22 protein-coding genes are annotated in these 23,739 nt (G+C 40.3%); 8 read left to right on the top strand and 14 right to left on the bottom strand.

The annotated features are described in order from the left end of the window. Positions 1–192: 192 nt before the first annotated feature. Positions 193–702 (bottom strand): GNAT family N-acetyltransferase, encoded by a 510-nt coding sequence (locus tag JWR87_RS02580; RefSeq protein ID WP_297815208.1) that lies wholly within the window; start codon positions 700–702, stop codon positions 193–195. Between the two features lie 288 nt (positions 703–990). On the opposite strand from JWR87_RS02580, the gene JWR87_RS02575 reads away from it, so the two are divergent. The 4 genes from JWR87_RS02575 to JWR87_RS02560 all read left to right on the top strand — a co-directional run bounded on the left by JWR87_RS02575 (position 991) and on the right by JWR87_RS02560 (position 3,651). After that, the gene (locus JWR87_RS02575) at positions 991–2,106 is read left to right on the top strand and encodes a lactonase family protein (RefSeq protein WP_297815206.1); all 1,116 of its coding nucleotides are present in this window, start codon (positions 991–993) and stop codon (positions 2,104–2,106) included. Between the two features lie 28 nt (positions 2,107–2,134). Next, complete coding sequence (locus JWR87_RS02570; protein ID WP_297815203.1) at positions 2,135–2,695, top strand: NUDIX domain-containing protein; 561 nt, start codon at positions 2,135–2,137, stop codon at positions 2,693–2,695. Between the two features lie 150 nt (positions 2,696–2,845). Continuing rightward, positions 2,846–3,379: an inorganic diphosphatase gene (locus JWR87_RS02565; RefSeq protein WP_297815200.1), complete on the top strand. Its 534-nt coding sequence runs from the start codon at positions 2,846–2,848 to the stop codon at positions 3,377–3,379. After that, the gene (locus JWR87_RS02560) at positions 3,376–3,651 is read left to right on the top strand and encodes a hypothetical protein (protein WP_297815196.1); all 276 of its coding nucleotides are present in this window, start codon (positions 3,376–3,378) and stop codon (positions 3,649–3,651) included. Before JWR87_RS02565 ends, JWR87_RS02560 begins: the two co-directional genes overlap by 4 nt. 122 nt (positions 3,652–3,773) lie before the next feature. Here JWR87_RS02560 and JWR87_RS02555 read toward each other — a convergent pair whose 3' ends face one another. From JWR87_RS02555 to era, 5 genes are all read right to left on the bottom strand, one after another. Next, on the bottom strand, positions 3,774–4,268 hold the full coding sequence (locus JWR87_RS02555; protein WP_297815193.1) for a TlpA disulfide reductase family protein: 495 nt from the start codon (positions 4,266–4,268) through the stop codon (positions 3,774–3,776). Positions 4,269–4,272: 4 nt separating this feature from the next. Continuing rightward, positions 4,273–4,884: an RNA methyltransferase gene (locus JWR87_RS02550; protein WP_297815190.1), complete on the bottom strand. Its 612-nt coding sequence runs from the start codon at positions 4,882–4,884 to the stop codon at positions 4,273–4,275. 158 nt (positions 4,885–5,042) lie between these two features. Beyond that, positions 5,043–5,297 carry a hypothetical protein gene (locus tag JWR87_RS02545; protein ID WP_297815187.1) on the bottom strand — a complete coding sequence of 85 codons (255 nt, stop codon included), beginning with the start codon at positions 5,295–5,297 and terminating at the stop codon, positions 5,043–5,045. Between the two features lie 61 nt (positions 5,298–5,358). Continuing rightward, complete coding sequence (der, locus tag JWR87_RS02540) at positions 5,359–6,672, bottom strand: ribosome biogenesis GTPase Der (protein WP_297815184.1); 1,314 nt, start codon at positions 6,670–6,672, stop codon at positions 5,359–5,361. Between the two features lie 217 nt (positions 6,673–6,889). After that, on the bottom strand, positions 6,890–7,765 hold the full coding sequence (gene era, locus JWR87_RS02535) for a GTPase Era (RefSeq protein ID WP_297815181.1): 876 nt from the start codon (positions 7,763–7,765) through the stop codon (positions 6,890–6,892). Positions 7,766–8,211: 446 nt separating this feature from the next. Between era and gcvP the strand changes: the two genes are divergently transcribed. Further along, positions 8,212–11,094, top strand: coding sequence for an aminomethyl-transferring glycine dehydrogenase (gcvP, locus tag JWR87_RS02530; protein ID WP_297815179.1), 2,883 nt, complete (start codon positions 8,212–8,214; stop codon positions 11,092–11,094). Between the two features lie 90 nt (positions 11,095–11,184). Here gcvP and JWR87_RS02525 read toward each other — a convergent pair whose 3' ends face one another. Together JWR87_RS02525 and smc are read right to left on the bottom strand one after the other, a co-directional pair. Further along, positions 11,185–11,442 carry a hypothetical protein gene (locus JWR87_RS02525; protein ID WP_297815176.1) on the bottom strand — a complete coding sequence of 86 codons (258 nt, stop codon included), beginning with the start codon at positions 11,440–11,442 and terminating at the stop codon, positions 11,185–11,187. Between the two features lie 298 nt (positions 11,443–11,740). Beyond that, entirely contained in the window at positions 11,741–15,298 is a 3,558-nt protein-coding gene (gene smc / locus JWR87_RS02520) for a chromosome segregation protein SMC (protein WP_297815173.1), read from the bottom strand. A gap of 22 nt (positions 15,299–15,320) precedes the next feature. Between smc and JWR87_RS02515 the strand changes: the two genes are divergently transcribed. Continuing rightward, positions 15,321–15,614, top strand: coding sequence for a hypothetical protein (locus tag JWR87_RS02515; protein WP_297815170.1), 294 nt, complete (start codon positions 15,321–15,323; stop codon positions 15,612–15,614). A 281-nt stretch (positions 15,615–15,895) separates the two neighbouring features. Here JWR87_RS02515 and JWR87_RS02510 read toward each other — a convergent pair whose 3' ends face one another. Together JWR87_RS02510 and JWR87_RS02505 are read right to left on the bottom strand one after the other, a co-directional pair. Beyond that, positions 15,896–16,462 carry a DUF4256 domain-containing protein gene (locus JWR87_RS02510; RefSeq protein WP_297815167.1) on the bottom strand — a complete coding sequence of 189 codons (567 nt, stop codon included), beginning with the start codon at positions 16,460–16,462 and terminating at the stop codon, positions 15,896–15,898. Between the two features lie 592 nt (positions 16,463–17,054). Beyond that, positions 17,055–17,870 (bottom strand): S1/P1 nuclease, encoded by an 816-nt coding sequence (locus JWR87_RS02505; protein ID WP_297815165.1) that lies wholly within the window; start codon positions 17,868–17,870, stop codon positions 17,055–17,057. Between the two features lie 331 nt (positions 17,871–18,201). Here JWR87_RS02505 and JWR87_RS02500 point away from each other — a divergent pair, with 331 nt between their 5' ends. Continuing rightward, positions 18,202–19,653: a S41 family peptidase gene (locus JWR87_RS02500; protein WP_297815162.1), complete on the top strand. Its 1,452-nt coding sequence runs from the start codon at positions 18,202–18,204 to the stop codon at positions 19,651–19,653. Between the two features lie 184 nt (positions 19,654–19,837). Here the strand turns inward: JWR87_RS02500 and JWR87_RS02495 are convergent, their stop codons facing one another. Both JWR87_RS02495 and JWR87_RS02490 read right to left on the bottom strand, forming a co-directional pair. Then, positions 19,838–20,116, bottom strand: coding sequence for a hypothetical protein (locus tag JWR87_RS02495; RefSeq protein WP_297815159.1), 279 nt, complete (start codon positions 20,114–20,116; stop codon positions 19,838–19,840). Between the two features lie 79 nt (positions 20,117–20,195). Continuing rightward, positions 20,196–20,810, bottom strand: coding sequence for a class I SAM-dependent methyltransferase (locus JWR87_RS02490; RefSeq protein ID WP_297815156.1), 615 nt, complete (start codon positions 20,808–20,810; stop codon positions 20,196–20,198). A 229-nt stretch (positions 20,811–21,039) separates the two neighbouring features. Here JWR87_RS02490 and kdsA point away from each other — a divergent pair, with 229 nt between their 5' ends. Beyond that, complete coding sequence (gene kdsA / locus JWR87_RS02485; RefSeq protein WP_297815154.1) at positions 21,040–21,861, top strand: 3-deoxy-8-phosphooctulonate synthase; 822 nt, start codon at positions 21,040–21,042, stop codon at positions 21,859–21,861. 35 nt (positions 21,862–21,896) lie between these two features. On the opposite strand, the gene JWR87_RS02480 is transcribed toward kdsA, so the two are convergent. Both JWR87_RS02480 and JWR87_RS02475 read right to left on the bottom strand, forming a co-directional pair. Beyond that, entirely contained in the window at positions 21,897–22,469 is a 573-nt protein-coding gene (locus JWR87_RS02480; RefSeq protein WP_297815150.1) for a hypothetical protein, read from the bottom strand. Positions 22,470–22,475: 6 nt separating this feature from the next. Continuing rightward, complete coding sequence (locus tag JWR87_RS02475) at positions 22,476–23,732, bottom strand: hypothetical protein (protein ID WP_297815147.1); 1,257 nt, start codon at positions 23,730–23,732, stop codon at positions 22,476–22,478. Positions 23,733–23,739: the final 7 nt, after the last annotated feature.

Genomic DNA, 23,739 nt, shown 5'->3' with positions numbered 1-23,739 from the left:
AAGCGGGGGAAAGATGAATTCGTTGCAGGCAAATAGTTTAACAGGTTTATATTAAGCCAGCCGCCGGGCTTTATTCAACATCCTTGCGTCGCACCCTGGTGCTTTTTATTCATGCCCAGCTTTGTGTGTTGTTACTTTAAGAATCATCGGGCAATTTCGTTTTAGCTTGGCGCTGGTTTATACCCGCAACTCTCAAAGTTCCTTCTTAAGGAGCCAATCTGTTTGAGGATCTCTTCCAACCATAAAAACGTGTTCACCAAATTTTGTAAAGCAAAACCTGTCGTAAAAGTTGATGGCTTTCTTATTATGTTCCCAAACCCCCAGGTAAACTGTTTTTTTATTGAGCTGCTTTGCAAAAGAAATGGCAAATTCCAGTAGCGCTTTACCCACACCACTTCCCAGCTTTTCTTTCACCACATAAATTCTTGCTATTTCTAAAACTTCCCCATCAATTTCATCAGATACTGCAGTGGAAAGTTTTAAATACCCCACTATTAAATCAGCCTCTTTTGCAAAAAAGAAATGATTGTCCGGCTCAGACATTTCCTCTCGCAACTTTTCAGGATTTAAGGAACTTTTCAGAAAAAGGTCCATATCCTCCTTTTTATTCTGCCCGCTAAAAGTATCGTAGAAAGTTTCGCGGCTTATTTTTACCAGGTCGTTTAAATCCTCCCTTCCTACCCGTTCAATTTTTAATGACATTAGTGCAATTATAAAAACAACTCCCGATACTTTTTATTTTTCACTTCCCAAAACTCTTTACCATCTGATGCTTTCGTTAATTGAATAGTTACAGTTTTGTACGGCATCTCAAATTCTCGCACTTCCATCGACCGCTATTGGCGGCCGGCTCACCCCGAAGGGATAAACCACATCTGTTGTCGCGCGGGCAGCAGTGACAATTTGCTATCACCCACTTCAACTGAAGACTCTAATTTTATTTTCTATTCTTTATATTTGGCTTCTTACTATCATCTAACTATTAACGCTATGCGAAAATTCCTGCTTGTCACTTCACTGTTTTTTTCCTTTTATTGTTCGGCCCAGGATTTTTATTTGCTTGTTGGAACTTATACGCAAAAAGGCAGTAAAGGAATTTATGTTTACCGCTTCAATACCTCAACAGGCAAAGCAGAGTTGATCAGCAATACCGACAGTGCGGCAAATCCATCTTTCATTGCCATTGCCCCTGATAAAAAACATTTGTATGCTGTAAGTGAAACAGGCGGAAAAACTCCCTCTAAGGTTAGTTCATATGCTTTTGATAAAACTACCGGCAAATTATCGTTGATAAATCAACAACCGGCAGGTGGCGACGGACCTTGTCATGTAGCTGTTAGTAAAAATAATAAATGGGTAACCGTGGCAAATTACAGTGGTGGAAGTTTGGCCGTATTTTCAGTTAATAATGATGGTTCGTTAAATCCATATAGTCAGTTAATACAGCACGAGGGGAGCAGTGTAAATAAACAACGCCAGGATAAGCCTCATGTTCATCAAACGGTCTTCAGCCCTGCGCAAGATTATTTATTTGCACCCGATTTAGGAACCGACAAAGTAGTGGCTTACCAGTTTAATTCAGCTTCTTCAAAACCGCTTAGCCCGGCATCCACGCCGTTTGTTAAAGCTAACCCGGGTAATGGCCCTCGTCACATCACCTTCCATCCCAACGGTAAGTTTGCTTACGTAATAGAGGAAATGAGCGGAACAGTTGGCGCTTATAGCTACAGTAAAGGCAGACTAACCTCACTGCAGAACGTAGCCACACATCCTGATGACTTTAAAGGGCAACCAGGAAGTGCGGAGGTAGACCTATCTCCTGATGGTAAATTTTTATATGCCTCTAACCGTGGCCAGGAAAATAATATCGCTATTTTTTCGGTTAATCCTGCAAACGGAAAATTGCAGTTAAAAGGGTATCAATCTACGCTGGGCAAAGCTCCCCGTCATTTTATTATTGACCCTTCGGGAAATTATTTGCTTGCAGCAAACCAGGATAGCGACAACATTGTAATTTTTAAAAGAAATAAACAAACCGGAATGCTTCAGGAAACAGGTGAGCAAATCAAAGTGTCAATGCCTGTTTGCCTGCAATTACTTAAGTAAAAGGTTTTAATTAGCTTAACCTACTTTAATGGAGAACAAAGAAGAAATTTTAGAATTGGTTCGTCAGTACCTTAAAAAATTCCGGGATGAAGACAGCGATGTCCACCCACTTATTCAATTTTTAAAAGACCATGAAGGAGAAGCCCTTATCAACAGGAAAAACTTCTCGGGGCACATAACTACCAGCGCTTTTATCATAAATGAAAGTGCCTCACATCTTTTATTACTAAACCATAAATCATTAAACCGCTGGCTTCAACCCGGCGGGCATGTTGATATTACAGATCCTTCACTCCATGCATCTGCGATCCGCGAAGCATGTGAAGAAACCGGCCTGGCGGCGGAAAACTTGGTACTACTTTCAAGGGAGGTTTTCGATATAGACAGCCATCACATTCCTGAAAATTACAAAAAGCAGGAGCCAGCGCACACGCATCACGATATACGATTCCTTTTTAAATGTTCTAATGCACAATCGCTTAATATTTCATTAGAAGAGTCAACTGATAGCGAATGGGTTCCTTTCTCCGAATTAAAAACCAATCATGATTTTTTTTGGGTTGACGAAAAGATAAAAAGTTTTGAATAAATTTTTTGTTTCAGGCATTTGTTCTCCGTTTTACATTGTTGTGTCACTCACTTCAACGGTAAATCTTTGAGCATCTTTTTTCGCATATGATTTTTCATTCAGTATAAATAATAGCCGAGGTGATAGGTATAACTTTTGAACTGTTAAGGCATGAGATTGCCACCACCATTTATAGAAGGAACTAATCATATTAATGCAATTGTAGAAACCCCAAAAGGAAGTTGCAACAAGTATGTTTACGAAGAAGCACATGATATAATCAAGCTAAAGAGGGCCTTACCAGCAGGCATGGTATTTCCTTTTGATTTTGGCTTTATTCCTTCTACCATTGCCGAAGATGGCGATCCAATGGATGTGCTTGTTCTCACTGACGCACCAACTTTTCCAGGATGCCTGGTAGAAAGTAAAGTACTTGGGATAATAAAAGTAGAGCAGGAAGAAGATGGCGAAAGAGTACGAAACGACAGGGTAGTTGCAGTACAACTACAGTCCAGAATGTATGCTTCCGCTAACAACATTGATGATCTTCCGGAAGGACTGGTAAAAGAGATCGTAAATTTTTTCGCTTCTTATAACCAGGTAAGTGAAGATGTGTTCAATCCCCTTGGGAACGACGGTCCCGACGTAGCCGTAAAACTTATTCATACGAGTATAAAGAAAGCATCCCAAAACAATAATTCTTGAACCACAAAAAAGGAAAGGCGATGGCGTTAGGTGAAGATTTACAGAAAAAATTATCTAAAAAGTTTGAACCCTCGTCGCTTGTTGAAATGAAATACAAAGGCTACGACCTTTCATTTAAAACAGATGATGAAGGAAATGCTATACTGCTATTTATAGGTAAAAAAACAGAACAAGGCACAATCAAGGGAGAACGGTATGGACGGACCTTAAAAAAAGACCGCGAAGGCAAGATCTTCAAAGATCACTGGGAGCTAAAAGGGAAAGCAACGTAAGCAAAGCTGCCAGCTGTTCGTTTCAAGCTGCGAGCTTTTATGTTTTGCTATATAAGTAGTATTTGACAAATTGACTAAACTCGCTTTAATAAGCTGGCAGCTTATAGCTAACGGCTCGCAGCTTACTTCCCCAACTTATCCAGCTCCATTTCAAATCTTTGCTTAGGTATCTGCTCGCCGAAGAACTGGTAATATTTTGTAGCGTTATTTACAAATATAGAAGCTGGAATTGCTCCTTTCCATTTGGGTTCAATAGTAGCAATGTATTTATCCGCATCTGTTTCATCAAGGTATAATACTTCGCCTTTGTACCCACGCTTCTTCACAAAAGCCGCCAATTTCGAATATTCCGATTTATAGTCAAGGCTAACTAAAACAAGTTTAACGGTAGAGTTTTTCTCAGTCATAATACTATCAAACCACGGGATCTCTCTAATACACGGTCCGCACCAGGTGGCCCAGAAATTTACAATCATAGGCCCCGTACTATTGTCGATCATTTTTTTAACTTCCTTCGCAGACACCTTTTTAATGGCAGTAGAGGAACCAGACTGGGCGCAAGCGTTTATAGATAAAATGCTGACCATTAAAGCCGCTAAAACAAATACTTTTTTCATATAATTAGTGTTGTTCCTTTTCAGCAACGTCCTGTTGTTTGAGCCCCCATTCGTTAAAAAGCTTGTGCATTCTGTCGTTTGACAAATGTTGTTTTTGATAATGACCCGCTTTCTCTTTCTGCCTGTAAGCCTCGTACAGGCTTACAGCACAGGCCACAGAAATGTTTAGACTTTGTACCATTCCCATCTGAGGAATTACAAAATTCCCGTCCGACATAGCTCTAACCTCCTCACTCACTCCAAACCACTCGTTGCCAAAAACCAATGCAATGCTTTGGGTAAAATCAATATCGTATACACTTACGGAATTTGTGCCAAGGTGAGTCGTTAATATCTTACTATACCTGTTTTTCAATTCCTTAAAGCATTCTTCGGCATTAGTGAAATCGTGAACTGTAAGCCACTTCTTGGCACTGCCGCCACTTCTGAAACCCACTGCCCTTTTGGGTGGCTTCCTGTTATTTATAATAAAAATGTCTTGTATGCCTACCGAGTCGCACGTACGCATTACTGCAGACTCGTTGTGCGGGTCCAAAACGTTTTCCAATACTACGGTTAAATTATTTTGTCGTTTCTGTAGAACAGTCAATAATTTGTCTTCACGTTCAGGTGTCATGCAGATTTAAAGGGGCAAGTTGTCTAGTACTTTAATACCATTTAAAAATATTTTTTCCGGTCGTTGTAACTGTAACCACCCACGGGCGGGGCGTCAATAAAAAACCTCCCCGGTACAAAGGAAGGTTCGTGTATTACTTCAGTTAAATCAAATTCAAATTATTTTCCACCTTGCTTTTGTGGCTCACCCGACTTACCACCACCGACTCTTGAACCCGAACCTTGTCCATGAATGCCACTTGCCGAGGTGCTATCGCCCATAACGCTATTTAGTGCCGATGTGTCGCCGGTCTGTTGTACACTATCAAAAGCCTTTTGCGCACTATCTCCTCCTACAGTACCGGATTCACTATTTCCACCTCCGCAAGCTGTTAAACTTGCTGCTATTATAACAATTGACAATACCTTTTTCATTTACTAGTATTTAAATAAGTGGGATAAATAATATTAGAATTATTAGCAATTCTTTTGCCACCTACTTTTTCCTGAAGAAGATTCTGATTGGTACACCGGTAAACTTAAAGTTCTGCCTTAGTTGATTTTCAAGGTAGTTTTTATAAGGCGCCCGTATATCATCAGGGTAATTTGTAAAAAATGCAAACGACGGAACGTGTGTTGGAAGTTGCGTAACATACTTTATCGTAACAGCATTTCCTCTAACAACCGGCGCATGGTAAGCTTCCACGGCTTTCAGCATAATATCATTAAGCTTCGAAGTAGCCACTTTTTGTGTCTTATTTTCATACACCTCAAGTGCAACTTCCATCGCCTTCATAATCCTGGTTTTTTCTTTTACCGATATAAAAAGGATCGGCACATCAGTAAACGGAGCAAGTTTCTCTTTTAACCTTTTCTCGTAGTCCCGGGCAGTGTTCGTTTCTTTTTCTACCAGGTCCCATTTATTCACCAGCACCACCACTCCTTTACCTTTCTTAACAGCAAGGCTAAAAATGTTTAGGTCCTGGGCAGTGATACCATTTGAAGCATCGAGTATTAACAAGCAAACATCGGCTTCATCCATTGCTCTTATCGCACGAATTACCGAATAAAATTCCAGGTCTTCACTCACCTTAGTCTTGCGGCGGATACCGGCTGTATCAATAAGGATAAACTCCTTTTGAAACATGTTATAATGCGTATGTATCGTATCGCGGGTTGTACCGGCAATATCACTTACAATTGTTCGCTCCTGCCCTACCAATGCATTTAGCAAAGAAGATTTTCCAACGTTTGGTTGACCGATAATTGCAAACTTAGGTAAGTCGTTATTCTCTAATGCATCCTCAGATGATTCGGGAGTTATTAACTCAGCAACAGCATCCAAAATTTCGCCCGACCCGCTACCACTGATGCTGCTTACAAAAAATATTTTTTCAAAACCAAGGCTGTAAAACTCTGTGGCCTCTAACATCCTTTGGCTATTATCTACCTTATTAACGCACAAAAAAACCGGCTTTGTACTGCGTCGTAAAAGGTCCGCCACAGACTGATCAAGGTCAGTTATACCGGTAGTTACATCTACCATAAAAATGATAGCGTTTGCCTCTTCTATCGCGATTTTTACCTGTTTGCGAATTTCTGTCTCAAAAACGTCAGAGGTATTGGGTACAAAGCCACCTGTGTCAATTACGTTAAATGCTTTACCGATCCACTCAGTTACTCCATATTGACGGTCGCGGGTTACACCGCTAATATCATCAACAATTGCCTTTCTCTGCTCGAGAAGGCGATTAAAAAATGTACTCTTGCCCACATTTGGGCGTCCAACTATTGCTACTGTAAATACCATAAGACCCTAAACCCCTCAAAGGGCTGTTTGTTTTTTAATTCTAACCCAAACGGGAAAGATTGTGTTATTAATTTTTTTGGTACAAGCACCTGTTCTTTTATCCACATCGTTGTGTCACTCACTTGTACCTGTGGAGAACAATGAACAATTAAGAACTAAAAATGAACAATTAATAATAAAAGCTCGCTGCGCATTATTCATTATTTCTTGTTCCTTATCACGAATTATACCCATATTCCTTCAACTTAAAATCATCATCCCGCCACTTGTTTTTCACCTTCACAAATAATTCCAGGAAAATCTTTTGTCCCAAAAACTCTTCAATATCCTTTCTCGCGAGACTTCCCACTTGTTTTATCATTTTTCCACCTTCACCTAAAATAATCGCCTTTTGACTTTCACGCTGAACAATGATATCTGCCTGTATTTTTACAAGGCTTGACTTCTCTTTGAATTCATTTACCATTACCGTAGTATCGTAGGGAATCTCCTGCTCAAACAATTCAAAGATTTTTTCCCTTACAATTTCGCCTACAAAAAACTTCGTTGGCAGATCCGTCAAGTCTTCTTCATCGTAAAATGGCTGTCCTTCTTTCAAATACTTCAATATCAATTCCAGCAATTTGTCTACATTTCTTCCCGCTGTAACCGATATTCCAATCCATTCTTTGCAATAGGATTTAGCTGAGAAAAAAGCTTTCGCCTCTTCCTCCCGGTTATCTTTTGCCAAATCCGTTTTTGAGGTGATGACAATACATGGAACTTTAAGCCTCAACGACGAAAAAATTTTGTCAGCCTCTTCCCAGTTGTCATTCACTTCAACAAGTAACAGTGCAACATCTGCATCTTCAAGGCTGCTTTTTACAGCTTTCATCATTTTTTCGTGCAGCTTATATTTTGGCTCAATAATGCCTGGAGTGTCTGAGAAAATAATCTGGTATTCCCATTCTTTGTTTAAAAAAGCCTTAATGCGATGTCGGGTAGTTTGTACCTTATGACTAACTATAGCCATTTTTTCACCAACCAGAGCATTTAACAAGGTGCTTTTGCCTGCATTTGGCTTTCCGAATATGTTAACAAAACCTACTTTCATGAATTGTGTGATAAGTAAAAAGCCGTGTAGAAATACATTTTCTTACTTTAATTAATCCGCAAAAGTATGTCTTTAAAAACTAAGCCATTTTAAAAATGGGGCTATAAAACCTTTTGAAAGGCAAAAGTGATTAGTTTAACAGAAAAAGACGATGTTAAAAACATTGAAGCGGGGTTTACTATGATTTGCCCTTTCGGTAATATGCCGTTAGCACCTTAAATTTGCAAATCTTTTTCAAATTATACTTATCCCGGAACATAAATAGTATATCGGGCCTAGCGATTACTTCGCCAACATTTTTCATTGCCTAATGTTTGTTAGCATCGGCTTCGAAAAAAGCATACAAATGATTTGCCGTAGAAGTGAGTGACACAACGATGTTGCAGCACATTCAATAGCAGGAAACAAAACAAATCATAAACAAGTACCTAACTTATAAACACGACATGAATTTATTTGAACAACAGGCAAGGGAATTTCAGGAAAGGCACATTGGACCGAGTGAACAAGAGACAGTAGAAATGCTGGAAACGATAGGGGTAGGATCGCTGAATGAGCTGATAGAAAAAACCGTTCCGCAGGATATTCGTCTTGAAAAGACGTTAGATGTGGCAGGCCCGGTTAGCGAATATGAATATTTGAAAGAGCTACGGAAAACTGCGTCAAAAAATAAAGTATTCAAAAGCTATATTGGCCAGGGGTACTACGATACGATTACACCAACAGTCATCCTTCGAAACCTTTTTGAAAATCCGGGATGGTACACTCAATACACCCCCTACCAGGCAGAAATTGCACAGGGGCGTTTAGAAAGTTTGTTGAACTTTCAAACAATGGTTAGCGATCTCACTGCACTGCCTATTGCCAACGCTTCGCTGCTTGATGAGGGAACTGCTGCTGCCGAAGCGATGGCAATGCTTTTTAATAACAAGAACAAGGGTGAAAAAATAACTGCTCCTAAATTTTTTGTGGATGAAAACGTTTTTGCCCAAACAAAAGACGTGCTTTTGACAAGGGCAACTCCAATTAAGGTAGAATTAGTGATTGGGGATTTTAAAACCGCAGAACTTGACGAGACATACTTTGGTGTAATTGTACAATATCCCAAAAGCGATGGGGCCGTTGAAGATTACCGAAGCTTTTTTGAAAAAGCACGGGCTGTAGATGCAAAAGTGGTGACTGCTACCGATCTGCTTGCACTTATATTATTAACTCCGCCGGGAGAATTGGGTGCTGATGTGGCAATAGGTTCAAGCCAACGTTTTGGTGTGCCAATGGGATTTGGCGGACCACATGCTGCTTTTTTTGCTACTAAGGATGAATTTAAGCGCGTAATTCCGGGACGTATTATTGGGGTAAGCATTGACACGCAGGGTAACCGCGCTTTACGCATGGCTTTACAAACACGTGAGCAACACATTCGTCGTGAAAAAGCAACGAGCAACATTTGTACTGCCCAGGCTTTACTTGCTAATATGGCTGCCATGTATGCTGTGTATCACGGTTCGGCAGGCTTGAAAAATATTGCTACTCGCGTTAGTCTTCTTGCGCATTCTTTAAGCAAAGAGCTGAAAGAAATGGGTTTTGAACAGGTAAATCAATATTACTTTGACACTATAAAAGTGAAGGTAGATGATGTTGCAGGGCTGCGTAAACTGGCTGAAGCGCAACAAATTAACTTTCATTATTTTCAGGAAGGCTTTGTTGGAATATCGATAGATGAAACAACAGCGCAATGTGACGTGCTTGATATACTTCATTTGTTTGCCGAGATAAAAGGCATGGGTGATGCAGGTGTAATGTTTGAATATGACACCAACCTTGATAATATTCCAGCTTCATTAACCAGAACTTCTGCATTTCTTTTGCATCCTGTCTTTAATACACACCACAGTGAAACAGAAATGATGCGTTACCTGAAGTTTTTAGAGAACAAAGACCTTAGTCTTGACAACTCTATGATTCCTTTAGGTAGCTGTACCATGAAGCTTAATTCTGCAACGGAACTTATTCCCGTAAGCTGGGCCGAGTTTTCAAAAATGCATCCTTTTGCACCGACTGACCAGTGGCAGGGTTATCATCAGATAGTGGTTGAATTGGAACAATGGCTCAGTAACATTACAGGTTTTGCTACCACCTCTTTGCAACCAAACAGTGGTGCACAGGGGGAGTATGCAGGTTTGCTTGCAATAAAAGGTTACCATGAAGACAGGAATGAAGCACACAGAAATGTGATTCTCATTCCAATATCTGCCCATGGAACAAACCCTGCAAGTGCGGTAATGGCCGGATTTAAAGTCGTAGTTACTAAATGTGACGAAGCGGGAAATATTGATGTGGAAGATCTGAGAAAGAATGCTGAAAAATATAAAGACGTGCTTGCGGGATTAATGGTTACGTACCCCAGTACGCACGGTGTGTTTGAGGAAAGTATCAGGGAAATTTGTAACACCGTTCACGAACACGGTGGTATGGTTTACATGGACGGAGCTAATATGAATGCGCAGGTGGGTTTAACTGCTCCTGGGTTTATTGGCGCTGATGTATGTCACCTTAACCTGCACAAAACCTTTGCAATACCGCATGGCGGTGGCGGACCAGGTATGGGACCGATTTGCGTCAATGAGAAACTGGCACCTTTTTTACCAGGACATGTAAATATCAACAAAGGAAATGTTGCGAATGCGGTAAGTGCAGCTCCTTATGGCTCTGCAAGCATTTTGCTGATTAGTTATGCTTACATCAAATTGTTAGGTGCAGAAGGATTGAGAAAGGCAACGGAGTATGCTATTCTTAACGCTAATTACATGAAGGCAAGGCTTGAAGGCCATTACAAAATTTTGTACAGTGGAAAGAACAATACGTGCGCCCATGAGTTTATTGTTGACTTGCGCCCTTTCAAAAACCTTGGTGTTGAAGCGGAAGATGTTGCAAAGCGTTTAATGGATTATGGCTTCCACGCACCAACTTTAAGTTTTCCGGTTGCAGGAACTATTATGATTGAGCCTACTGAAAGTGAACCTAAAACTGAGCTTGATCGTTTTTGTGACGCATTAATAAATATACATGAAGAGATTGTAGCCATTGAAAATGGAAAGGCCGATAGGGTTGATAATGTATTGAAAAACGCACCTCATAGCTTACAGGTAATAACCGCTGATGATTGGGATCATTCTTATAGCCGATCACAAGCTGCATTTCCTCTTGATTATTTACGGCACAGCAAATTTTGGCCGGCTATCAGTCGTGTAAACAACACTTATGGCGACAGAAATTTGATTTGCACATGTGAACCAATCGAAGCATACCAGGAAATGGGGGTGAATTAGTAGAAAGAATAACTTAAAAAAAAAGGGTATAGCAGATTTAATAAATGCTATACCCTTTTTTTGCTTTGCTAAATATTTAAAAGAGAACAATTAATTTGACGACTCTAAGATCTCAGAGCACTGTTCCACTATAGCTTTAGAAATGGAAGCATTTAAAGCATATAAATCAGAATGCGAGCGATTATAAGTATCGAAATTGACTGACTTGTTTTGAATGTAAAATGGAAGAGAATGCCCGAACTGCTTTTCCAACACATCGTCCTTAATTAGCACTTCCAATTTATTATCTCCTTGTTTCGCCAGCCCCGCGTTGTAAGTAGAACCGTGAAAATTGAAATGAATATTCATATTAGAAGGTTTTATAGATGGATAAAAAAAGGATAAGCAAAGATAAATCGTATAAATTTTTTGTTCAAACACTTTAGATAAAATTTTAATTAAAATTAAGCAATAGCATTAAAACATGATTCCTGTGCCGACTCACCTATTTACCGGAGGCAAAGTAACTGGTAGAAAAATTAGGAGTGCTTGTAGAGTGATCGTAAATATTAGCAGGCACTACATACCTTGGTGGCCTAAAACAGCAAGAACCGCAAAAGCGGCTCTTACTACACTATCTATTACAAAAGAAAAACAAAAACCTTTTTTATCCGATTGCCACCTTTTTGGCTGAAGGAGGCGTGTCTGCTAACCCTCTAAAGTCTACCGGCACTAATTTACTTACACCCGGCTCTTGCATAGTCACCCCGTAAATAACGTCAACCGTACTCATCGTTTGCTTGTTGTGTGTAACTATTATAAACTGACTGTTCTCACTGAATTGCTGGATCATTTTTGTAAACTTTCCAACGTTCGCGTCATCAAGCGGTGCGTCTACCTCGTCTAAAATACAGAAAGGAGCTGGTTTAATCAAGTAAATTGAAAATAATAGTGCAGTTGCCGTTAAAGTTTTTTCTCCGCCGCTTAATTGACCTATGCTGCTCGGGCGTTTGCCTTTCGGTTTTGCGATAATGTCAATTCCACTTTCCGCAAGATTTGTAGGGTCAACCAGGATCAAATCTCCCTGGTCCTCTTCTGTAAATAGAGTTTTAAATACTTTTTGAAAATTCTCCCGCACCTGGTTGAAAGTATCTAAAAACTTTTGGTTGGCCGTTGTCTCCACTTCCTGGATGGTTTGCATGAGACTCTCCTTTGCATCTACCAGGTCATTTTTTTGCTCTACAATAAAATCATATCGCTTTTTCATTTCCGTATAAGCCTCAATTGCTGTAGGGTTCACTTCGCCCATATTCTCGAGGCGTTTCTTCATTCTGTCTGAAGCAGCCTGCAAGTCAGCAACAGGTGTGTCAGTATTACGTGCCTGGTCTAATATCTCATTAAGGTCGATCTTAAACTCCACGCTTAACCTTTCCTTCATTCCCGCTAACTGTAGTTTTAGCTCGTTCAGCTTGTCTTTAATTTCCGTGAGAATATGATCAATCAGCTCTTTGCTTTTCACTTTGTGACGCAACTCACTTTCCTTCGCTTGTAAAGTATTGCGGACGTTGTAATATGCCTGGTCAGCTTCATTCAGTTTTTTCTCTTCCTCGTCTTTCATCCGCATCAAATTCACCAGGAACTCATCATTATCGTTTAGAGTGGCTTCGTTGTCGACTATCGTTTCCGTTGCCTGCTTTAGCTGAACCTTATTGTTTTCAATTTGTTGGGTCAGGTCATTTAACTGGTTTCGTTTGAAGTTCAACTCGGTCTTCAATGCCGAGATCTTGCTTTGCTGACGAGTTAGTTGGAGATTGCTTTCGTTGAACAACCTGTTCACTTCGTTGTAATCCTGCTCGGCAAGTTTATAATCCTGCTCCTGCATTTTCATGTTGTCTGAAGCGGCCTGCAATTGCTCGTTCAAACCAATCAATTCCTCCCTTACATCTGCGATTGAGTCCTGGTTGGCTTCCAGGTTGCCTTCCAGTTCATCCAACCTTTTCTGACTGCTGTTTTGCATAGCAGTCAAATTTTCAAGCTTATTCTGCAACGCGAATACCTGGTTTGTCAGGTTGTTTATTTCCTGCTGGGTTTGCCGGATGACATTCTCTTTCAACTGGTCATTGTACGCAATTACTTCGTTATGCTTCGCCTGGATCTCAGCTTTTATGCGGTTTACTACGGCTTCCTGGGCTTCGATTTGGCTAAATAATTTTTCAAGATTTTTTGCACGACCAATTTTCTTTCCTTCAAATAATCCCACACTGCCACCACTTAAAGAGAATTTGCCTTTTACAAATTTTCCATGTTTTTCAAGCACTACTCCCCCATCACTGTCCAACATTGCTGCTTCATCATCAGCTATATAGACATTGCAAAGCAGGTACTCGGCAAGACGCTTGTATTTCTCTTCAACCTCAATCACATCCAACGCCTTGATTGTATTCGCCGGCTGATGCTCTTCGGTTTTTTTATAGTTATTAATCCTGTCGAGCAGAAAGAAGTTTGCTTTGCCTTTTTGGTTAGCATCTAACAAGTGAACTGCCTGCATACCCTCCTCAAGGTCGTTTACAACATAATAATTTAGATACGGCTCCAAAACATTTTCGACCGCGGCCCTGTATTCTTCCTTTACGTAAATGGTATCAGACAAAATAGGAGCGGTATGGTTCCAGTTTTTATTTTTATGTAAAAACTTTACACTCTCCGGGTAGCCCTCCATGCTATCAATCAAACTTTTGAGCAAGGCGTATTCATTGCGCTTGCTGTCAAGTTTACGACTTTCCTCTGCTAACCGGTTACGCAACCCCTCCATCTTCTGTTGAGCCTCCAAGATGCGCTGTTTTGTGGCTTCGTGCTGTTCCTGCAACTGGCGAAGCTCTACCCTTTTTTCCTCCAGTTCCTGTTCTTTATCTAAGCGCTGTTCTTCGAGTTGCTTTAACTGGCTTTCGCGCTGCTGTCTTTCATCCTGTAATTGTGTAAGAGCCCGTTGAAGGTTTTGAATAGAGGAATCAGCAACGGCAACTTTCTTCTCAGCATCAAACTGCTTCCGCTGAACCTCCTGGTACTGGCGCCGCAGTTGATCTACTGTTCCCCGTTTGTCGTCGAACACCTGGCGCTTTGCCGCCACATCCATTTTCATCTCATCTAACTGCTGCTGAAGGTTGCCTAGCTTTCCTTCCTCCTCACCTAATTGCAGTGTCGTAAACTCTATCGATTTATCTATACCGCTTACCTGACCTTCTGCCCTATCAAGGAATGCTTTAATACTGCCTTCCTTTTCTTTGAGGTATTGCAGCTTTTGGGTAGCCAGTTTCTTTTCGTTTTCATGCGTTCTCAGCTTTTGCACCAGGTCGTTAAACTCGTGCTGCATGCTTTGCAACGACCTTTCCTTCTCTATAAATCCCACCTTCTCCTGCTCAATTACCGCCTCTTCTGTAGCGACTTCCGCTTCAAGACGAATTTTTTTGTCAGTCTCTGTCTCCTGCTTCTCGTTAAGCTCCCGGTAAGTGTCGTTAAACCCCTCCAAAGATGCTTTGGCCAACTCAACCGAGATTTCTTTATAGTCCTTTTTGATTTCGTAATATTTCTCTGCCTTTTTCGCCTGGTTCTCCAGCGTCTTCAACTGGTTGTTGATTTCGAACAACAAGTCCTCAATTCGGTTCAGGTCACCTTCGGTGGCATCCAGTTTCGCCTTTGCCTCTTTCTTGCGGGTTTTGTAAATGGTGATTCCTGCAGCTTGCTCCAACATACGCCGGCGGCTGTTTTCCTTATCACGAATAATATCATCTACCATTCCCAGTTCAATAATCGCATAGCTGTCGGTACTGATACCGGTATCCATAAACAAGTTGTGGATGTCTTTCATCCGGCAGCTGACATCGTTCAGTCGATACTCACTCTCACCGTTCTTATAAAACTTACGGGTAACGGTCACGGTGCTGAACTCAGTAGGCAACAAATTCTTAGTATTCTCGAAAGTCAGGCTCACCTCTGCAAGACCACTCGCACTACGTGTACGGCTACCGTTAAAAACCAACGCCTCCAGGTTCTCACTGCGCAACGCACTAATTTTTTGTTCACCAATCACCCAGCGGATACTGTCAATAATATTACTCTTGCCGCAACCGTTTGGCCCAATGATGCCGGTAATACCTTCATCGAAGTTGAGCACGGTTTTGTCGGCAAAACTTTTAAAACCCTTGATTTCTAAACTCTTTAATCTCATTCTAATAATTCAAAATGGAAAATTGAAAATTCTAAACCCACCATTCAAAGCCTTTGTAGTATTTCTTACAGCTCAAAACTACCACTTTCAACTTTCTTCTGCCTGCGAACATACATTAAAAGCCGTAAAGCAAGCAGTGGTGCGGAAAGGATGTGCATTGCCTGTGGAAAGGTTAAGTTTTAAAGGGGAAAAGTGGCTTTTTATTGTGAAATGCCGTTTTTTAGTTTCGTGCTTCAGCTTGGTTACCCCTTTTGTAGGAGATGGAACCCAGGGAGCGTCAGAAAGGAGAATAAAATGGATGGCCGACAAGCGTTGATAAAAATAAGAATGGAAGATTTTTGGCTATTGGAAGCGGTTGTTGCAAAACAGAATTGATCAGGAGAAGAAGTTACCCTAACAAAAGACGACAAAATAAATATGACAAAATAAATGGCTGGGGAGGGGCTGGCTCCGGTAAGACAAAAACACTGCTGCAGAAATTGGTTTAGCTGACGGTCACCTTTAGAACTTTTCACAGCTTTTGCTATAGCATATTACGTATTTATCGAGTGAACGAGTTTGATATAATTTTAGGGGTACTTAACTTTTGTTAAACAATTAGACTCTCAGTAAACCGCGGAAACCCCGCGAGCCGTAGTAAGACTCTGCCCCGTTGTGATACACGAACACCCGGTTGTAGCGCCGATCGCAAAAGAGGGCGCCACCTAATTCCCTAATCGCAGCAGGTGTTTTTACCCAGCTCGACGTTTTCGTATCAAAGTTTCCCAATTGCTGCAGATCCCGGTATTGTTCTTCGGTTAAAAGTTCCAGGCCCATGTAAGCAGCCAAATCAATGGCGCTATTTTTCGGTTTATGCTCTTTCCTTGACTTCAGTGCTTCGCCATCATAACAAACACTTCTACGGTCTTTAGGGCTTTCGGCAGCACAGTCATAAAAAAAGTACTGATCGGTCTTTTCATCATAACCGACGACATCTGGTTCACCACCGGTTCTTTCCATTTCATTAAGCGACCACAGTTTTTCTGTATTGGCTTCCACCTTTGCTTGTATTGTAGACCATTCAAGACCTTTATGGTAGTCCATATTTTTCTCGAAACGGGCTTTCAATACTTTTAGTAGTTCTTCGCGTTGTTCTGCAGGCAACCCCTTATTAGTGCTTTTCATGTTATTAATAATTTTTGTTTCGGTGTATAAATGGTGCGTATGACACTGCAGAAACAGAAAGAATTGTTATATCGAACCTTTATATCTGTATGAAGTGCGCTGAAAGTGCTGCATTAAAGGCAAAAGCTGCACAGCGTGATGCTGATAAAGTGATTGCGACGCAACTATGAAGCCATGAAAAACGAATGCAGGTACCACAAATTAAAATCGGCACATCTTCTAATTCTTGTACGTTGTTGTTAGGTAATTTTCAGGTTTTTCTGCATTTTAATTCAATCCTTCATCGGCTTTAAAACATTAACCACCGTTTCAAATAATTCAGTTGTTTTAAACAGCATCCTCATTCCATCAAAGTTTCCTTCTCTTTAGGATTAAAAGTAATTGTAGCAACATACCTGGAATAAAAGTGCTGAAACACATCCCATCCTGGTGCGAAGAATTTAGGCCAGGGTCAGAAGTGTTCGTATAATTCTGTTTGTCAACAATATTATCAAGTTGAAAAACAGCACAGTCGGCAACTCCCGCAAATGCCAATGCACAGGCAGCGTTCTACCTAATCCTATTCCTTTTAGCACCCTTGTAACGCTGTTATTTAAACACCAAATATCTCATTTAATAATCCTGCAAGCCGCACACCACCTTTTAACAGCTGCTCGTTCAGCGTCTGTAAATGAGAAAAATTATATTGATAACTCAGTTTTTGATCAGGTTTTTTCAATTCTTCATGAAGCACTTCGCTTACCTGGTAGGAGTCGAAAAACCAGCTACTCACCGGCATAGCCTGCCATTTATTTCGCTGGGTGCCAGTAGTAAAATTTATGGCCCGGGTGTATTCTGTATAGCTTAGTTGCTGTAACTCTATCAGTTGTTCATCCCAAAGCCTGTGCGCATTTGATGGTTGGTTAAACCAGGTAAGCTTAATATCATTTCCTCCTCTATCGCCTTTGGCACTTACATGAAATGGCTGGTGTATATCTCCCACAATATGTATCAGCAAACGCAAATACATCAACTTCTCATTTTGAGGAAGGCTTTTATTTTTAAGTTGAGCAATAAGAAAATTAAGGCGGCTATATGCATTAACGCCAGTGTCGTTTTGTAGTGCGGCCGCCATTTGTTCGGCGTTTAATCCTTTATCTACATTTACATAGTGCCATTCATTCAGGTAGCTGAAACTTGTATCAGACTTTACAAAATCGGCCCAGTTGCTAGACATTGCAATACTCTCATTTCCTAAGATTTTTTTTATCTCCCTGCTTGCTTTCGGGTTTAAATAGCTACCGGCTATTTCACCTACAATACGATGGCCCGACATTCCCCAGGCAAAAGTTTCCGCTGGCAGGAAAAGCAATGAAACGATAAAAAACGCAGCAACATGAAACAAGTTGTTTAAAAATTTCACTCTCATTATTTAATTGACTTTTGTGTTGCAAAAGTATTGTTTATCCACTTTTAAATAACAGGTATATCGTCTCCTGTAGCAGTTAAAGTAATTAGTTAGGACTGAGCAATTAACAACTGTCACTTCTACATCAACAGAATATTAGCTACTCTTAATCTATATGCAAAAGTTGCTCTAACTGCAGAAGTAGTATGGTTATGCTTGTTAATATTTGTACAACTCTATATCCTTATCATAATAGATTTATAAAACTTTTCTCACATGTGTAGTATTGGCATTTCATTAAAAGACTCTCTCGCTCCTTTAATGTTATTTACATTAAATTTTACAAACCACAATGAAGACATTTCTCATAGCGCTAACAACAATTTTTATTCTATCTATCACTTCTTGTAAAAAAGAAATAGTACAAGAGCCTACTGCTACAACTAGCCCAACTACCACCGTAGCTTCCCAGTCGGACTTGCTGAAAGACTCACTCTACCTGTACACGAAAGAGATTTATTTGTGGCCAGATGTAATTCCTTCCTACGACATCTTTAATCCACGCCAGTACAACGGAGCGACTGACGAGGCTGCTGCAACAGCGGAAATGAATGCTATCCGCGCACTGCAACCCCTCGACAGGTTTAGTTTCGTTACAACTAAGGAAGAGTCAAGTGCGCTTCAAACCGGAGTGGCTGTAGATTATGGTTTTTTTATAAAAGCTGCCGCTGCTGACAGGGTTGAACCAATAGACTCAGTGCGGTGGTACGTTGAGTACGCTTTTGATAAGTCTGCTGCAGGTACGGCGGGAGTGAACAGAGGTTGGTATATTAACAAGATCAATAATGCAAACCTGACTTATTCTCAATCCAGCATTGATCTTTTAAACCAAACATTTTTCGGATCGGCCAATAGCGCTTCTTTCGAATTTGTAAAACCTGATGGTAGCATAGCCACCTTCAATCTAAGTAAGACAAGTTTTACATCAAACGCAGTATTGCATAAAAGTGTTATAAATACCGGCGGAAGAAAGGTGGGCTATTTTGTTTTTAAACAATTTTTTGGGGCACCTTCTATTACGGAGTTAAATACCGTATTTAATGACTTTAAAGCACAAGGCATTAATGAACTGATAGTGGATTTACGTTACAACCCCGGAGGATCTACTGCTACACAAAATGCATTGGCAAACCTAATTGCACCCGCAGCTGCCAATAATAAAGTGATGTATAAATATATCTTTAACTCTAATTTGCAGCAAGGCAAGTTTCCTTTGTTGCAGAAGAAGTCAGGTTATGGCGCTACCTCTTTCGCGGAGCAAAACAACACCGAAAACTTTTCAAATACTGGTACGCTTAGTTTAAGCCAGGTGTTTTTTATAGTTGGTAGTGGAACTGCATCGGCCAGTGAATTATTAATTAATAACCTGAAGCCTTATATGAATGTGAAGTTAATCGGCGACACAACCTATGGTAAGCCTGTAGGTTTTTTTCCTGTTGATATTTACAATTATTCAATTTATCCAATATCGTTTAAAACCGTTAACAGCGCCGGTAGTGCCGATTACTATACAGGTTTTGCTCCTGACAAAGCAGCCCCCGACGGGGTTAATAAGGTGTGGGGTGATGTTACCGAACCCTCCCTTGCAAGCGCTTTAAGATATATTACCGCCGGTGTTTTCCGTACCACTGAGGCTGGCGAACAACAATATAGAAGCCAGATGAGAGTACAACAAGAGCTCGAGCCTTTTAACCGCGAACTTGAAAAAAATAAGTTTTCCGGCATGTTTATAGAAAAACATTAAGGACAGCACTAGCATAAAAAGGTCCATACAAAAAACTGTATGGACCTTTTTTTATGTACCCCGCTATAGAATTGCTATTAATCTTTTGTTGCGTCGCACAGCGTGTACGGGTTAACCTGTTGCAGCTTTTTTCATGCTATCTACTATTTTAAAAATATCTTCATCCCCTTCTGCTTTATAAAGCTCAGCTTGTCTTTACGCAACTCTTCTTGACATGCTTGCGTTTACTATTCACCTTTTCCGAATTAGCCTTCTTCGTTTGTGCCTTACCCACCGAATTCTCAAGCAACTCAGGTTTCGATAATAATTGCTTTTGCTGAATTTCTTTTTCAAGGCGTTTATCAGCTTTTATCTCTTGTTGCTCCCAAGGTCGCGAAGATGGTTGCTTTTTATTATCCTGGCTATAACCAATAGAAAAAGCGAAAAAACAAGCTCCTGTAAAACACAAAACTCTTTTCATCATTCTTTTTATCTAGGACTGCTGTGAGGAAGTAAAGATTAAGACAGGGGTATTTTTTGCATAACATTTATAACACGTACAACTACAATTTCTGAATGCACCATGTTGTCATACACCTCACATTTTGAACATTGGTAGTTTTAATTGGTTCGAAAAGTTGTGCGTTTAATCTTGCCGTATAATTTAAAAGCATTTGTTGATTTACCAAAAAACGATCTGAGCCATCTGGCAGGCGAAATCTACCATTTCCTATATTCATTACCAGGTGCTCAATGCCAATATCAGAAGCTAATCTTGCAAATAAAAACCCTCCGGGTTTCATAACCCTCCAAATCGATCGTACCATTTCATTAAAGTGATCTGTATCTTTTGCAAAGTGGAGGACAGCGCTACAAATAACAAGATCAAAAAAATCATCATCAAATGGAAGATCTTCAACAAGCGCAACGCTGAAGTTGCTTATAGGGTTAGTGATCTGTACCTCTTTCGAAAGTCTTTGAACTTCTAAAATGGCCTCCTCGTTTTGGTCAATCCCATACACTTCGAAACCATTTTTTAAAAAGTACACCAAATTTCTTCCGTACCCGCAACCTATATCGCCCACTTTTTTACAATCATCGAACCGCCCTTTTAATAGCTGGTCAAATAAATAGATATCTATGTTTCCAAATGCCTGCTGTAAATTTTCTCTGCCCATAGCTTTCAATAATTAAGATAAATATAACGGCAAATACCAGATAAGATAACAGGGGCATGGCAATAGTCGCACCTCAATGAAGACTAGTTAGCGGTCAGGCGCACCGGCGGTGTTGGTCGCTTACCAACAGTGCCAACAAACAACAACTTGTTTTATCAACGCAAGAAAAAGCAATTTGGAATATTAAAAGCGTGGAGAATACCTTTGTCGACGAAATTAAAATTACCCTATGGAGTTTTTACAGCAATTGTTTCAGAACCAATCTTACGATCCGAAAAACTTTTTTTTGATTGCAGGACCTTGTGTTGTAGAAAGTGAAGAGTTAGTAATGGAAGTTGCCAATGGTGTGTATACTATTTGCAAAAAACTAGGTATTCCATATGTTTTTAAAGCCTCTTACCGAAAAGCCAATCGAACCAGCGCTTCATCGTTTACCGGTATTGGAGATGAAGCTGCCATGCAACTTGTAAAAAAGGTAGGCGACCAGTTTGGTCTTCCCACCACTTCTGATATTCATGCGCACGAAGAAGCTGCACTGGCTGCTAAATACATCGACATTCTACAGATACCCGCGTTCTTATGCAGGCAAACGGATTTATTAGTAGCTGCTGCAGAAACGGGCAAAATAGTTAATGTAAAAAAAGGACAATTTGTAAGCGGTGATGCAATGAAGTTCGCGGTAGATAAAATACGCAAAGCAGGAAACGACAAAGTGATGCTAACAGAGAGAGGTACTACTTTTGGCTACCAGGATCTTATTGTTGATTATAGAAATATCCCTATTATGTCGGCCCATAATGTTCCTGTTGTAATGGATTGCACCCATAGCTTGCAACAACCTAATCAATCCACAGGCGTAACCGGGGGGAATCCACAATTAATAGGAACCATTGCAAAAGCTGCAATAGCGACGGGTGCACACGGATTATTTATAGAGACCCATCCTAACCCGTCTTGTGCAAAAAGCGACGGAGCAAACATGCTGCATTTAAACAAGCTGGAAGAATTACTTGTTCAGCTAGTAAAAATCAGGAAAGCGGTAGTAGACTAGTTTCGATTAAAGCATGAAGCGTTCATGCATCCAGTTCACAACTGTATCCCAACCTTTAGCACCAGGCGGCGGTATTTGTAATTATAGTACCCGGCAGTATTTTCAAAACCGGTAATTGCCGGGTTCCAGGTTGGAAATGTTGTCTTTCCTTTGTCCTGCTTTGCGGTATAGCCCGCGCTCAACAAAAAACCCCGCTTGTTCTTACCTCTCAACTTCCATCCCAGGCCTACATCGTAATAAGCACCGGGAGCCATTGTTGAATTAGGCCTCTGCTCTTTTTGGATAAAGTTTAGCCAGGGAAAATAAATGCCGCCATCAGCATATAAAAACAGTGCATTTTTGCCATTTGTAAGATCTCTTCTTATATCAATAAATAGCGGTACTCCTCTTTCTACATAAAAATCAATTCCTGCTCCAAATCCGGCAAACCATTTGTCTTTTTTTATTCCATTGATTAATTGAATCGTTGCCGATTCTCCACTTTCACCAACCAAAAGTCCGAACTGACTTATTGAACTCAATTTTACCTTTTTCTCTGACAAGCTATCCTGCCCGGAAGTTATTGAAAGAATAAAGAACGACAGAACAATGCCCATTACTGATTTCATCTTATTTTATTTGTTGAATGAAATTCTGCTGATTTGTTGAACCTTGCTCCTGTCGGTATAATTGTATTCGTACAAGCCATCTTTGGCAGAAACAATCGCTATTCCATTAAAGGCAATAACATCGTACGCGTCTATTCCGTCTAATGTTTGCAACAGCTTAATATTGTTCTGGTCTGCTGCATCAAACACTTTTAAACCGGCAGCTCCGTCGCAAATAAATAAGGTATTGCCGTCTTTACTTAGGCCGTGTGGATTTGTAAGAGGATAACTTTTTACAAGTTTCGGGCTTTGTAGGTTCTGAATATTTACCACATCCAACTGGTTAATAAATCCGGCGCATCTTGACCCTGAGCTAAGTGTTACATACGCATAATTATCATCGGCAATAACAGGATCGCACACACGGGCATGAGTAAAGCTTCCAGCTTGTACGGGCTGTGCAGGATTAGCCGTTCCATATATCAACATGCCTGTTTGTGAACCAATAAACAAATTGCTTTTAAAAGGATAGATGGTTTCTATACCAAAAGGCAAATTGATTTTATTACTGAAAACAGGGTTTTGAGGGTGAGAGATATTAAAGACATTTAAAGCATTTTCGGTAACAGTGTACAAATAATTGTCGAGCAGGGTAAACCTGGCCATAGAACCGCTGATACCAACGGCAGCTTTATTTGCAGAAGAACCTGGGCGTGCGACTGCAAACACACTAGCATCGACAAGAAAATTTCCATTTGTAGTCATATTTACATCCTCGGTAACGGTAGTATCCTTCTTTGTCCAGTCTGTAATAATCTTTGTATTATTAGCAACAAAGCCCCCTGAGTACAGTCTGTTAGGAAAAACATTTTCCGTAATCTTTTTCACTTGTACTAAAGAGGGATTGCTAATGTCGAGTGTTACCAGGTCAGTATAAAGATCTGCATACAAAGTAGTGCCTGTTACAGCAAGATCAATGTTGCCAGGTATTGCAATAAAATATTTGTTGACCGGGTTAGCGGGATTTGAATTATCGATAACATGAATGCCTTTATCAATTTCATTTAAAAAAATATAATTACTTAACACAAACATTTTTCCTGGATTTGATACCGGAAGAGCAGCATCATTTTTAATATTTGCCCTTACTTCTGCTGTAGTCTTATAAACCGGCTTGTACATGGTATACGTTTTTGAGACAGTATCCTTCACACAACTTTGAAAATTGATTGCTAAAAACATAAGCAAAGCCGTCATCTTACCAATAGATAATGTAGGTGTCATATGAGTA

The sequence above is a fragment of the Segetibacter sp. genome (genome assembly GCF_025963695.1).
Classification (GTDB): domain Bacteria; phylum Bacteroidota; class Bacteroidia; order Chitinophagales; family Chitinophagaceae; genus Segetibacter.
The sequence above is the reverse complement of the archived record's forward strand: the minus strand, read 5'-3'. Positions and strand labels throughout refer to the sequence as shown.

Excerpts from the sequence above, each read along its gene's own strand:
- JWR87_RS02580 (WP_297815208.1), bottom strand. The coding sequence starts at position 702 with ATGTCATTAAAAATTGAACGGGTAGGAAGGGAGGATTTAAACGACCTG.
- JWR87_RS02575 (WP_297815206.1), top strand. The coding sequence starts at position 991 with ATGCGAAAATTCCTGCTTGTCACTTCACTGTTTTTTTCCTTTTATTGT.
- JWR87_RS02570 (WP_297815203.1), top strand. The coding sequence starts at position 2,135 with ATGGAGAACAAAGAAGAAATTTTAGAATTGGTTCGTCAGTACCTTAAA.
- JWR87_RS02565 (WP_297815200.1), top strand. The coding sequence starts at position 2,846 with ATGAGATTGCCACCACCATTTATAGAAGGAACTAATCATATTAATGCA.
- JWR87_RS02555 (WP_297815193.1), bottom strand. The coding sequence starts at position 4,268 with ATGAAAAAAGTATTTGTTTTAGCGGCTTTAATGGTCAGCATTTTATCT.
- JWR87_RS02550 (WP_297815190.1), bottom strand. The coding sequence starts at position 4,884 with ATGACACCTGAACGTGAAGACAAATTATTGACTGTTCTACAGAAACGA.
- JWR87_RS02545 (WP_297815187.1), bottom strand. The coding sequence starts at position 5,297 with ATGAAAAAGGTATTGTCAATTGTTATAATAGCAGCAAGTTTAACAGCT.
- der (WP_297815184.1), bottom strand. The coding sequence starts at position 6,672 with ATGGTATTTACAGTAGCAATAGTTGGACGCCCAAATGTGGGCAAGAGT.
- era (WP_297815181.1), bottom strand. The coding sequence starts at position 7,765 with ATGAAAGTAGGTTTTGTTAACATATTCGGAAAGCCAAATGCAGGCAAA.
- gcvP (WP_297815179.1), top strand. The coding sequence starts at position 8,212 with ATGAATTTATTTGAACAACAGGCAAGGGAATTTCAGGAAAGGCACATT.
- JWR87_RS02525 (WP_297815176.1), bottom strand. The coding sequence starts at position 11,442 with ATGAATATTCATTTCAATTTTCACGGTTCTACTTACAACGCGGGGCTG.
- smc (WP_297815173.1), bottom strand. The coding sequence starts at position 15,298 with ATGAGATTAAAGAGTTTAGAAATCAAGGGTTTTAAAAGTTTTGCCGAC.
- JWR87_RS02510 (WP_297815167.1), bottom strand. The coding sequence starts at position 16,462 with ATGAAAAGCACTAATAAGGGGTTGCCTGCAGAACAACGCGAAGAACTA.
- JWR87_RS02505 (WP_297815165.1), bottom strand. The coding sequence starts at position 17,870 with ATGAGAGTGAAATTTTTAAACAACTTGTTTCATGTTGCTGCGTTTTTT.
- JWR87_RS02500 (WP_297815162.1), top strand. The coding sequence starts at position 18,202 with ATGAAGACATTTCTCATAGCGCTAACAACAATTTTTATTCTATCTATC.
- JWR87_RS02495 (WP_297815159.1), bottom strand. The coding sequence starts at position 20,116 with ATGATGAAAAGAGTTTTGTGTTTTACAGGAGCTTGTTTTTTCGCTTTT.
- JWR87_RS02490 (WP_297815156.1), bottom strand. The coding sequence starts at position 20,810 with ATGGGCAGAGAAAATTTACAGCAGGCATTTGGAAACATAGATATCTAT.
- kdsA (WP_297815154.1), top strand. The coding sequence starts at position 21,040 with ATGGAGTTTTTACAGCAATTGTTTCAGAACCAATCTTACGATCCGAAA.
- JWR87_RS02480 (WP_297815150.1), bottom strand. The coding sequence starts at position 22,469 with ATGAAATCAGTAATGGGCATTGTTCTGTCGTTCTTTATTCTTTCAATA.
- JWR87_RS02475 (WP_297815147.1), bottom strand. The coding sequence starts at position 23,732 with ATGACACCTACATTATCTATTGGTAAGATGACGGCTTTGCTTATGTTT.